The following is an 11,566-nucleotide window of genomic DNA, read 5'->3' as shown; positions in this document are numbered from 1 at the left end:
TTCGCACCGATCTGCCGAAGACAATTGTTCTTCAGGCTGACTACATGGTCCAACATTTGAGGATTCACAACGTGCGCGCGTGAGGCTGCTTCGACGTCCAGGCATGGTCGACCGAGCGCATCACGCAGAGATGGACCTCCCGTTTGCTCAGCTGGCCCTTGCATAGTTAGCTTCGGCGGCGAGTTCGTCTGAGATCGAACGGGCATCGCAATCGATAAGAGGAAGATCATGATTATCAGGTGGCTTCTGCTCACCCACCGAGTTGAATACATCATCACCTCCAAGGTCGTTCGTCGACCGGAATGCCCGCTATGGGTAGCTTGATGCCTTCGGCCGCCAACCGATTGTAAAGACCTTGCCTCGAAACGATGTCAGCCGAGACGAGAGCTGCTAGTAGTCGCTCGCGGTGCGGCCACCCAGCCCTCATCAGATTGAGCGCCGCATCTTCGATAAAGTCAGCATCGACCATCTGCTCAAACTCTGAAATGACCGCGGACTGAGTGGCATCACTCAGCGTCGGAAAGATGCCGAGAGACAGTCGATTGCGCCGAAGCGAGATCCAACCCTCCAGAGGTCCTGCTGCATAAGATTGATCGAGATAACGGAGATTTTGAAGATCGAATCCGCCATGAGTGGTTTCAACCGAATAGAGCATCAGCCAGAGGAATGAATCGTTGGGGCTGACCGCAAGAGCCGATCTCACGTCCTCTGCGGCGGCTGATATGCTGCGATCAGCTTGCTCCGAGCTTCTGCGCCACATCCCTTCTTCCGCTAGCCGAAGCTTGACCAGGGCTACAGCACGCAAAAGCCCCGGTGGCGAAAGCGCGCCGGCTTGCTCGCTCTCAATGCCGGCCAGCACATTCGCCAGAGCGCCTAGCTTAAATCGATCGTCAGCGACAATTCGCGCAGCAATGTCACTAGCCGGCATCATTTTCCAGATCTCGGGCAGCGAGGTGATCGACCAGATCGCGCTGAAGAGGCCGCCCGCGAAAAGCAGTCCGCGGAGCACCACAAGCCGGTAGCTCAGCTTACTATTCCACATACCCGTAGCGGGCATAGTATTTCTGGTAGTAGTATCGACCGTGGTATGACTCGTAGCGGGCGAGCGCTTGAGTATCGGCTTTATTCAGAACGACCCCAAGCAACTTGTCCTGGATTTCTGGCGAGCCTCGCAAATTGTGTCTAACAACATCAATGTTGGTCTTCCCCCACTCCACAACGAACACATAAGAATCGACGAAAGAAGATGTGACGCGCACATCGACTACAGGCGCCATCGGCGGCATGTCTACGACCACATAATCGTATTTTGATCGAAGAAGCGTGATCAACGAATGCATCGCCTTTGAGGCCAGTATCTCATTGGTGTGGAAAAGTTTCGAGGTGATGCCCGCCGGGAGGATCGAAAGCTTTGTTTCGGGATCGACAGTTAACGCGTCTTCAAGCTGCACTTTGTTAGCGACCACATCTACAAGACCGATCTTGGCATCGGGCACCAGGGCACGTGACAGCGATGGATTGCGCAAGTCACCATCGACCAAGATCACCCGTGCACCTCCATGCGCCATCAACTGCGCGAGATTCGTTGACAGCGTGCTCTTGCCCTCGTTTGGCAGCGTCGAGGTGGTCGCTAAAACACGATTTTCGCGCACGATAGAATTGAGATCCACTGCTACTTTCAGTGAGCGTATAGCTTCCGAAAACCGCGATAATGGATTCTCGATCACATAGCGGAGCAGATCTGGCTGCGGATTGCTCTTCCGGGCAAACTTAGCGCCAAGCTTGGATCCTGAAGGCGCGCCACCGAGGGCCGGCAGAATGGCGATGCAGTTCGCTCCCAGCACCTCTTCCACCTGCCCGGTAGTTCTGAAGACCTTGTCCGTGAGTTCACGCGCCATCGCCGCACCGAAGCTCAGCATCAGGCCGCCGAACACCGCAATAGCGAGGACAATCAATGTCTTCGGAAAGCTTTTCACCAGCGGCGTGCTCGCCGCGCTAATCACGCGCGCCTCCGTGATGGGGAATGATTGCTGTTGCACGCTTTCCATGTAACGTTGCAGGAAATTGTCGTACATCGCCTGGTAGGATTGCGCGTTGCTTTCTAGTTCACGAAGCTGCACCTGAGCTTGATTGGTAAGCTGAGATTCCGAAACAACGTTGGCGAGGCTCGACTTGATGGCCTCCTCGCGAGTCTGGGCGATGTCGTAATCGCTCTTGTAGGATTCCTGGATCCGCTTCAGCTCGTCGACGATGTTCTTCTTGATCTCGGCCATCTGCCTTCGCAGGTTGACGGCTGCCAAGTGATCCGATCCGTATTTCATCGCCCAGATCGATTCCTTGGAGGCCATGTCGACATATTGACCGCGCAGCTTGACGATGGTGTCGTTCTTCAGCGCGTCGGCGACGCTGGCGTCCGGAATCTCCTGCTTGAGGATGTCGTTGATGCGATCCATCCGCGCCTTGGCCTCGGCGGTGGCCGCATGCGCCATCACGAGCTGACTGTTCACCTCGGCGAGCTGCTGCTCGTTCATCAGCCGGCCGCCGGTGTCGACGATGTTGTTGGCGGTTTTGAAATCCACCACCGCCTTCTGCGCGGCGGAGGCCTGGGTGCGCAGCTCCTTGATGCGATCCTGCAACCAGACGCTGGCGCGGCGGGTCGCCTGGTACTTAGCCTCGAGGGAATCGACGATATAGGCATCCGCGATCGCGTTGGCGATGCGCGCCGCCTTGGCCGGGTCCTTTGAGGTGAAGCCAATCTCCATCACATAGGTCAGGCCGAGCCGCTTGACGGTGCGGTTCTTCTCGAAGCGCTCCAAGGCCTTGCGCGTCAGCTCGAATTCGGATGGCACATGCCCATCGGAAAACAGGCCAGCGACCGCACCAACCACCGTGCCGAGCAGCCCGCCTCCGGCGCCGGCGAACTCGGGGTCATCAGTCAAATGCAGCTCGCGGATCACTGCGAGGCTAATATTCTCGGACTTCAGGATCTCGACCTGGGTTTCCACCGTCGCGGAATCCACCGCGATGTCGCCGAGCACGGATTGCTGCTGGAACAGCTGCACCTTGCGGGTGTCGATCACCATCGAGGCGGTCGAGGTGAACAGCGGCGCGGCGGTGAAGAGATAGAGCAGCGCCAGGATCACGCAGGCCGAGACGATCGCGACCATGGTCGGGAACTGGCGGCGGATAATGTCGAGATAGGAAGTCAGCGTCTGCGACGGGGAGCCGTCGGCCTCGGCGAAATCACGGTTGATCTCGGAGGTCGGCTTGTTCACCTGCAACATCTAGCAATTCCTGAAAATGGATCGATGTGTGTTCTTGGGATTAATGTTCGCCAACAGCCCAGCTGCGTCCGGGGCAAATCTGATGCCAAAGCCCGCGCTGGGCGAACCACTAGCACAATCCTGCCTGCAATTGAACGCGGTCGATGCAGTGCACAGCGCGTCTTACGCGACATTTTGCAGGAAGCTTAACGGCGCAAAAGCAAAGCGGCGCCCGATGGCGCCGCTGTCGTCATGTCTCATCTGGCCGGCCGCAGGGCCGGACCGGTCATCGGCGCGGGCTCACGCTGTTCGTGGTGCCGCTAACGCCATTGCTCGCGTTCGGGTTGACCTGCGTCGCATAGTGCAGACCGCCGAAGGTGCCGAGGGTGCCGCCGGGTCCGCCGTTGGCGAAACCGCTGTTGCCGGTCGGCCCACCCGCGCCGGAGCCACCGCCGCCCGCGCCGCCGCCGGTCGCGGCGATCGCGACGTCGCCGGTCGCGGCCTGGTAGGCGGCGATCACGTCGGCGTTGCCGGTGTTGGCGATCGCGGCCTGGATCTCATTGGCGAAGGCCTGGTCGGACTGTGCGGCCATGCGGGCGATTTGGGCGAGGCCGCCGACGATCGCGCGCATCTGGTCCTTGGTGGTCGCGGGATCCTTCAACAGCGCGATCAGGCCGGGAAGCGTCGTGGGATCGGAGGCGCCGAGGTCGCGCACGCGCGAGATCAGCTGCGGGCCGCCGGTCGGATATTGCTGCAGCAGGCTGTTGGGGGAAGCCTTGAAGTCGGAAATGACGGTGGCCGGCAGCTGGCGCTGCGGCGGGTAGACGGCGGCGCTGGCGGCCGACGAGATCGTCGCGGCGAGGGCCGCGGCGGCAGCCATGCGAAGCGCAATCTTGATAACGCTCATAAATCAACCTCCAAAAAATCAGCTGCCCCGATGTGCTTCCTCGGCCCGGGCAAATGGCTGTGCAGTGCGGAACCTAACCGAAGAGAAAACAGCTGTCCACTTATTCTAAAGACTTCGTAAACGACGCAACTGCTTCAAATCTAGACACTTTTATGAAGCTGGGGCACCCGGCTCGGGGCGGCGCCAGCGGTTGTCGGATGGCCCTCGCCTCGCCGCCTGGTGGCGCCCGCCTCCGCCATCGCCCGGCCCTCCTTGGTGCGGAAGGACTGCGCCAGGCCCGCGCCGAAAAGCGCAAAGAATGGAATGCTGTAGCCGGGCACCTGCAGCGTGAAGTCGAGGCACGAATGCAGCAGCGACAGCGTCGCGGTCGCCACCGCCGCCAGCGGGATGATGGCATCGCGCCGGCGTCCGAACACGCCCCTGGCCAGGACGAGCAGCATGATGGCCCAGCCGAGCGCCACCAGCAGCGCCATGGGAATGCCCACCTCGGAGGCAAGCTCCAGCGGCGTCGAATGCGCGGCATCCCAGACGCCGCGAATCGAGATGTTGGGGCTTCGATACGGCGGAAAGGCCCATTGGAAGGTGCCCATGCCTGTGCCGAACCACGGGTTGTCGCCGATGATCCGCAGCGTCGATTTCCAGGCCTCGATGCGGCCTTCGTCGACCAGGCCCTGGCTGTCGAAGCGGCTGGAGACGCGTCCGCCGAGCAGCTGCAAGAGGCCGAGCGCGACGGCGAGGCCCGAGCCGAGCGAAATCCAGATGCCGGTGCGCGGCGGCAGATCTTTTCGGAGGAAGAGCGTGAACGAGACGATCATCGCGAGCAGCGACAGGCCGACGCCGGCACGCGAGGTCGTCATGAACATCGCCATCAGGCAGATCAGCAGGCAGCCAAGCTGCGGCAGGATCTCTTTTGGCGGGATCGTGCGCACGTCGAGCGACAGGCGTCGCCACTCGATGTGCCGCTCAGGAAGCCGGCGGCGGACATCCTCCAGGATCAGCAGCATCCAGATCACCGCGCAGGAGCCGAAATAGGCCGCCGCGGTGTTGCGGTTGATGAAGGTGCCGGTGACGCTGCCGAGATAGGCCGTCTTGTCCCGCCACAGGATCATGGTGGGCTCGATCAGGAACGAGAGCACGCCATAGAGGGCGTAGAGTGCGCCTGAGATCGCGATCACCCAGAGCAGGCGGCGTGCGCGGTCGCGATCGGCCCCGACGGTGATGCCAAGCATGATGGCGAGGATGTTGGCGAGCGGCGCGCCGAGCGCGAAGAACGCCTCGTTCTTGACGATGGAAGCAGAAGGAGCGATCGGCACGCCCAGCAGCTCCGAGGCCTGCTTCCAGATCGGCTGGAATGGCGCAATCCAGGGATGGTCGGAGAGCTGCTCGTGCAGCACGAAGGCGTAAGCCGCAACGATCACGCCGATGCCGGCGAGCAGCCACAGATGCGGTGCCCGCAGATCGCGCGTCGGCGCGACGATCACCGCTACCCCGAGGCACAGGCACCAGAATGCGATCGACAGATCATTGGTCGAGCCGAACGGAAACGGCGCGCCGGCCACCACAAAGAACAGGATGAAGGTCGCGGGCAGGCTCCATGACCAACGAATCCTGAGCCAGTCTATGTTGGGAGGCCAAAGGCGCATCGTGCTTTCTTGAGGCGAGCCTTGCTCTTGGGCTTAGAGGAAGCAATCGATCGGATAGATCTTCAGATCCACATTGAGGCGGCTGTTCCGGGTCTGCGCCCGGAATGCAAAGAATAGCCCAAAGCTATCACTCCCCTGATCGAGTTTTATTCCAGGGGTTAATTCGTCGGGCGGGACCAGGACGCCGATGTGCCGGTTGATGGCGGAAATCTCGATCCGCCCCTCCCCCTCGCCGAAATGCCCGCCGAGCTGCGTCACCGTGACTTTGGGCAGGCCACGGCGCTGATGGCAGACCTCCTCCTCCCATAGCTTGGTCTGCTGGACCAGCGGCTTTCCCGCACCATCGGGGACAGCGATATCCGGGAAGGACGGACGCAGCATCCCGAAGAACTTGCTCTCCTTGGAGTTCGCCGACAGCCGGACCGTGAAGGAAAGCTCGCCCTTGGCGCCCTTGAGGCGCGACAAGACAGGAGCGTCAGGCTCCGCGGAGACCATCACGTCGATGCGGTGGCGGACGCCTAGCTCTGCAGCAGCGCCGAGAGCCTGCCCGAGCGGTGCAAGCCCGAAGCCGACGGGGACGAGAGCCAAAAGACGGCAAAGTGTCCGAAAGCGCATGAAGCCCCTTGCAACAATGCGGGGTGACCGATGATCGGCGCACCGTGCCCAGTGGCGCTTTGACCCAATCCCGAATTGGTAGCGGCAGCAGAACCGCTTGCTAAACGAAAATGGCACCGGGACAAAGCCCCGGTGCCATCGCTTCTGGTCGATCAAGTCGGCCTTTACGGCGCCAGCTTGACGTTGTTGCGGAAGATCAGGGCGTCGTTGGAGAGATTCACCGCATCCGAGCCGGTGGCCATGATCACGCGCAGGAACTGCAGGAATTTCGTAACTTCGACGTTGCGGGAGTTCGAGACGTAGATCACGTCGCCGTTCTTCATCATGACCTTGGTGGTAAGGAAGAAGCCGCCGGGATCGCGGAGGTTCACGTTGAAGATGACCGGAACGGTCTCGGAAGTGTACTTGCTCACGTCGATACCGAGCTGGGCCGCAACCTCGCGCGGCTCGCGGCGATACATGTACACGGCGGCCGGATCGGCTTGGCCATCGAGAAGACCGCCAGCCTTGCCCATGGCTTCGCCGAGGTTGATGCGCCAGGCATCGAAGTTGAACTCGCCACTCTGGCCGCTGGCGCCGAACGCCAGGAACTTCTGCTGCTCGCGATAGACGTAGATGCTGTCGTCGGGGCGAACATAGACGTTGTTCTCGGGCGCCATCACGAGATTTTCGAACGGCACGGTGGCCCGCCGTCCGCCACGCTCCAGCATGACCCAGGTCTCGAAGCCCTGGCCCTTGATGCCGCCGGCGCGGGTGATCGCATCGAGCACCTTGTCCTTTGCGCCCGCCGCGCTCGCGGGATAACGCGCCGGCGAATTGACTTCGCCGAGCACGCTGATGAGCTGGGTGCGCTGCGAGGACATCGCGACGACCGCCTGCGGCTCGATGGCGCGGTTGCCGATCTTGTCGATGATCGCGCGCTGGATTTGCACCGCCGTAAGCCCCGCGGCCTTGATCTGGCCGGCATAGGGCACCGTGATGAAGCCGTCATTGTCGACCGACTGATCCGGGATCGTCACATAGTTGCCCGGGCGGACGCCGGCTTCCGCCGGAATGAACAGACCGCCTGCCGCGGCTTCAAAGATAGTGACGCTGACGACGTCGCCGATGCCGAATACGATGCTGGCCGGCGGCCGCTTGTCCGTGAACGCCCCCGCGAGCCCCTTGGGCTCATGGGTGTGCAGGATCTTCACCGTGGCCGGATTGAGCGGCACCAGCTCGTAAGCGGGAGCGTTTTCAGTCTGAATCTTGTTGTTGACGTCGTCCGTCAGCGGACCCGAGCCGGGATTGGTCGAGCACGCTCCGAGCGCCAAAGCGGCCATCAGGAGCGCTGGCTTGAATAAATAAGACTTGGCAAAGGAATGCATGAATCGCGCGCCCCAAGAGACCCCAATTAGCCCTGATTGGTACGGCCTAGGGGGTGGTGCGACAAGGGTTCCCGGTGGTTAATGGAGCGATCGGTCGGCTACTGTTGCGTGCGGGCCACTCTTTGGGGCTTGGTTTAACCCTTTGTGACCATTTGTTGTATTTCGTGTGCCCGGTCGGCGAGCAAACCGCCCAACTCAAGGGCTCCGTGTGTCGAGCGCGAGGCTTCTTGACCTCTCGCCGCTCTGCTAAGTCTGGGCCGTTAAGGATAGGAACTCCCATTGTCTGGCCTCCTTCTTGTCCCGCTGTTGGCAGGCTCCCTCCTTGGCGCGGCTGATCGCCCCTGGGGCTCTGCTACCTCCTGCGCTGGCAGCGCGCGGTCCTCGTGCCAGGGCGCACCCATTGTCGAGGTGGCCGCCCCTGCCCCCTCCTCCGTCTGGAAGTTCAGCCGCACCCAAGGGGCCAAGGACGGCGAAAGCTTCGCGGCCATCACGAAGACCGCGGATACCACCCAATCCGACCCGGACTTTGCCGGCCTCATCGTCCGCTGTGCGCCAAAGGGCAAGATCGACGTGCTGGTGGCCTTGATCCGGCCCTTCCCGCCGCGGAGCCACCCCAAGGTCACCATCGCCGCGAGCGGCGGCGGTACCCTGACCTTTGACGCCAGCATGGCGGCCGCAGGCGCCGCGGTGCTGCTGCCCGACGAGGTTTCGGCCTTTGCCGCCGGCAAGTGGCAGACGACGGCCTCGCTGTCGGTGGTGGTCAGGGAAAGCGACAGCGAGATCAAGGGCGTGGTGGCCCTGAACGGCTTGCGGGAGGCCTATCATTCGCTGCTGGCAAATTGCAGCCAATAGGCCAAATTTAGCCATACAGCTTAAGGGTCTTTTTAGGGTGGGGAACCTAGGGTCCGAAGCACGGAGAGTGTTTCGGATGACCGCGCTTTTGATTTTCAGCTTTCTCGTAGGTGCCGTACTGGGCCAACGCTTTCGCGTCCTGGTCCTGCTGCCGTTGACCTTCGTCATGGTGCTCACCGCCGTCCCGGTCGGCTTGATGCTCGATCTCACGTTGCTCGAGAGCCTCAAAGGCGTGGCACTCGCGGCCATCGCCCTTCAGGGCGGCTATCTCTTCGGCTCGGCGGCGCGCTTTGGCCTTGCCGCCGCACGTGCCGCCCGCGTCTTCGGCCGTCCGATCAAGGCCACCCGCTGATCTCGCCGATCAACGCCGCGACGAGCCCGCGCGCAAATGGCCCAAGGTTCACGGTTTAAGGTTTAAGCGTTGGACCGAGGCAGGCCTCTGTTTGAAAACCACCCGCTCGCTTGTATGGTGACCTGACCGTTTCAGGATTCCCTTCGAGCGCGCCGTTTGTCCCTCGCTTATTTTGCCCTCATCGTTTCCATCGTCTCCGCTTCCGCTCTCGAAATCGCCGGCGCCAAGTTCGGTGCGTATCTCGGGACGATGGCCGCCGCGCTAAGCTTGTTGGCGGCCACCACGAGCGCGCGAAAAGCCGATTACGACCACTATGTCCGCGCGACCTCCTGGGGCCGCTGGATCCCGATCGCCATTCCGCTGTCCATCGCGGCCCAACTCGCCCCTCTTCCACTGAGCTTTGCCCATCCGATCTGGGCCAGCACGCACGATGCCGTAGGTGGCCTGCCGTTCGGACCGATCACGGCCGATATCGGCCTGACCGTCAGCGCGCTGCTGCTGGCGCTTGCGGCGATCTCGTTGCTCGGCGTCACCATCCTGGTGGTCCGCAACCGCAGCCGTGCCGAGCTGGTTCTCTTTGTGCTGAGCGGCGTAACCGCGGTCTCCGCCTTGATGTTGGACCTGCATCGGCTGTCGCCGGCGCTTGCGGCGACCGTTCCCGCTGATCTCACGGCAACCATGGCCGGCCTCGGTCTCATGCTCAATCTGGCGGTGATGCAGCTCGCTGCCGAACGGGCCGAGACGCATCACTCGGTCCTTCGCTCGGTGGCGATCGGCCTTTGCGGGCTTATGGGCACACTGGCAAGCGCGCTTGCGGTGTTCGGCCTGTCGGGCACGAACAGCGCGATCGCAGCAAGCTTTGGCATTGTGCTGATCCTGCTGATCCTCGTCATTCGCAGGCTCGATCTATCACCGCTCGCAGCGGGCGCCTTGTCGGCCGCCGCCTTGATCGGGGCTGCGATCGTCCTGTCATTCCTGTTCGAAAAGGGCTCCGGACCGGTCCTCTTGCGGCTCGTCCCGGATGTGGGGGCTGAAACGCGGGCCGCGCTGGAGCGGATGTTGACCGACACGCGCTGGTTCGGCGCGGGCGCCGGGACCTTTGCTGCGGTGGGCCGGATCTACCAGAGCGATGTCGGAGCCGCTTTGACCGCGCCGTCGACAGCCACGGCGGTCTTTGCTGGCACGGGATGGATCGGCCTGGCGGCCGCTCTGGCGGTGAGCTCGATCGCGCTGTTGCGCCTGTTCTTCGGCGCCTTGCAGCGCGGACGCGACTCGTTCTTCCCTGCGGCCGCCGCAGCCTGTGTTTTGTTTGCGCTGGTTCAGAGCTTCGCAGGGCCCGGATTGCTGCGGCCCGCAGCAATCCTGTGCCTTGCAGTGATCGTGGGACTGGGGCTGTCGCAGAGCGTCAGCCAATCCGGATCACGATAGAGCGCGGGTGATCAGACCGCGCGATCGCCGAGTGAGGCCCAATAGTTCGGGTTCTTGGGCGACTGAATGCGGACCCAGCGATAGGGCTTCTTCGACCACGGCAGAATGTGGCCGGAGAGATTGTCCAGCACGAGATCGCCGGCGAAGGTGCGAACCACGACCACGAGATGATGCTCGCCCCAGGTGGTCACGACCTCGCTGAGCAGCACCGAGCGCGCCGGAAAGCCCTTGGCGATCAGTTCGTGGCGTTTTGTCACAGCGTAATCGTTGCAGTCGCCGCTGGTCGGATGCAGCAGCCACTTCTCGCCGCGCAGCCCTTCCAGATTGGCCTCGGGACGGATGGCGGTATTGACCTTCTGGTTGACCTCTTGCATCTGCGCCAGCCGCTCCGCCGTAAGCTTCAGGCGCCCGCCCCTGAACACGATGTGCTGCGGCCGCGGCTTGCACTCGTCCTTGTACTTCAGGCAAAACAGCGTGAACGCCATTGGCGCCAGCGTCGGCTGGTCGAACTTGATGTACTGGATGGCCCCGCGCAGCCCCAAAGGCGCACCGACGAATGCGGCTTCAGCGCGCTGCTGCACCCCCGCAGCAACGACGATGGCGGCCACGGCCGCCAGGAACTTTACAACTTTGCGCATGTCGCGCTCCCCGTTCTTGTTGGGGAGACGCTACGCGGGACGTCTTGAAATACGGCTCAAAAGCCGCGCGATCCTTTAATCAAAATGCGGGCGCCTTGGTCGGAAACAATTAAGAATACCGATGTGTGACTTGTTCTGCTAAGAGCCATCGCGACGTTCCGCTCGTGACGCTGGAAGCGATTCGACCGACCTGATGGGCCTTTCCTCACGCTTTCGAAAGAAGACCAAGCCTCGGCTTCCCGACGGCGTTCGCGTCTATGCCATCGGCGACGTGCACGGCCGCGCCGATCTGCTTCAATCGCTGTTAACCGTCATCGACGTCGATCTGGCCCGCTCGGCCCCCGAACGGGCCATCCAGGTCTTTCTCGGCGACTACGTCGACCGCGGCCCGGACTCGCGCGCCGTTCTTGATCTGTTGATCGAACGCTCGAAAACACACGAGACGGTTTGCCTCAAGGGCAACCACGAAATCTTCCTGCTCGAGGTCCTCAAGGATCCGGC

At 62.1% G+C, this 11,566-nt stretch carries 11 protein-coding genes; 4 read left to right on the top strand and 7 right to left on the bottom strand.

Translation table 11 applies throughout. From position 1 onward, the window contains the following. Nucleotides 1-274 precede the first annotated feature (274 nt). The 6 genes from IC66_RS0125860 to IC66_RS0125835 all read right to left on the bottom strand — a co-directional run bounded on the left by IC66_RS0125860 (nucleotide 275) and on the right by IC66_RS0125835 (nucleotide 7,795). Nucleotides 275-1,042 carry a hypothetical protein gene (locus IC66_RS0125860; RefSeq protein ID WP_038949599.1) on the bottom strand — a complete coding sequence of 256 codons (768 nt, stop codon included), beginning with the start codon at nucleotides 1,040-1,042 and terminating at the stop codon, nucleotides 275-277. Then, on the bottom strand, nucleotides 1,032-3,284 hold the full coding sequence (locus IC66_RS0125855; RefSeq protein ID WP_038949598.1) for a polysaccharide biosynthesis tyrosine autokinase: 2,253 nt from the start codon (nucleotides 3,282-3,284) through the stop codon (nucleotides 1,032-1,034). The genes IC66_RS0125860 and IC66_RS0125855 overlap by 11 nt, the downstream gene beginning before the upstream one ends. A 265-nt stretch (nucleotides 3,285-3,549) precedes the next feature. Continuing rightward, a complete protein-coding gene (locus IC66_RS0125850) occupies nucleotides 3,550-4,170 on the bottom strand; it encodes a hypothetical protein (RefSeq protein WP_038949597.1) in 621 nt (206 codons plus the stop codon). Nucleotides 4,171-4,310: 140 nt separating this feature from the next. Then, nucleotides 4,311-5,813, bottom strand: coding sequence for an O-antigen ligase family protein (locus tag IC66_RS0125845; RefSeq protein ID WP_038949596.1), 1,503 nt, complete (start codon nucleotides 5,811-5,813; stop codon nucleotides 4,311-4,313). A 33-nt stretch (nucleotides 5,814-5,846) separates the two neighbouring features. Next, entirely contained in the window at nucleotides 5,847-6,584 is a 738-nt protein-coding gene (locus IC66_RS0125840) for a hypothetical protein (RefSeq protein WP_244429164.1), read from the bottom strand. Nucleotides 6,585-6,592: 8 nt separating this feature from the next. After that, entirely contained in the window at nucleotides 6,593-7,795 is a 1,203-nt protein-coding gene (locus IC66_RS0125835) for a polysaccharide biosynthesis/export family protein (RefSeq protein WP_028142326.1), read from the bottom strand. A gap of 408 nt (nucleotides 7,796-8,203) precedes the next feature. Here IC66_RS0125835 and IC66_RS0125830 point away from each other — a divergent pair, with 408 nt between their 5' ends. The 3 genes from IC66_RS0125830 (at nucleotide 8,204) to IC66_RS0125820 (ending at nucleotide 10,427) form a co-directional block, all read left to right on the top strand. After that, nucleotides 8,204-8,647 (top strand): hypothetical protein, encoded by a 444-nt coding sequence (locus IC66_RS0125830; protein ID WP_244429163.1) that lies wholly within the window; start codon nucleotides 8,204-8,206, stop codon nucleotides 8,645-8,647. Between the two features lie 76 nt (nucleotides 8,648-8,723). Next, on the top strand, nucleotides 8,724-8,999 hold the full coding sequence (locus IC66_RS0125825) for a hypothetical protein (RefSeq protein WP_038949593.1): 276 nt from the start codon (nucleotides 8,724-8,726) through the stop codon (nucleotides 8,997-8,999). Nucleotides 9,000-9,155: 156 nt separating this feature from the next. Next, nucleotides 9,156-10,427, top strand: coding sequence for a hypothetical protein (locus IC66_RS0125820; RefSeq protein WP_038949592.1), 1,272 nt, complete (start codon nucleotides 9,156-9,158; stop codon nucleotides 10,425-10,427). Nucleotides 10,428-10,438: 11 nt separating this feature from the next. Here the strand turns inward: IC66_RS0125820 and IC66_RS0125815 are convergent, their stop codons facing one another. Continuing rightward, a complete protein-coding gene (locus IC66_RS0125815; RefSeq protein ID WP_038949591.1) occupies nucleotides 10,439-11,065 on the bottom strand; it encodes a transglutaminase-like cysteine peptidase in 627 nt (208 codons plus the stop codon). 193 nt (nucleotides 11,066-11,258) lie between these two features. Here IC66_RS0125815 and IC66_RS0125810 point away from each other — a divergent pair. Next, nucleotides 11,259-11,566 (top strand): metallophosphoesterase (locus IC66_RS0125810; RefSeq protein ID WP_038949590.1); only part of this gene is annotated, 308 nt, incomplete at its 3' end.

This window comes from Bradyrhizobium genomosp. III, from assembly GCF_000261705.1.
Classification (GTDB): Bacteria; Pseudomonadota; Alphaproteobacteria; order Rhizobiales; family Xanthobacteraceae; genus Bradyrhizobium; species Bradyrhizobium ottawaense.
This window is presented reverse-complemented; position numbering and strand designations above follow the sequence as displayed.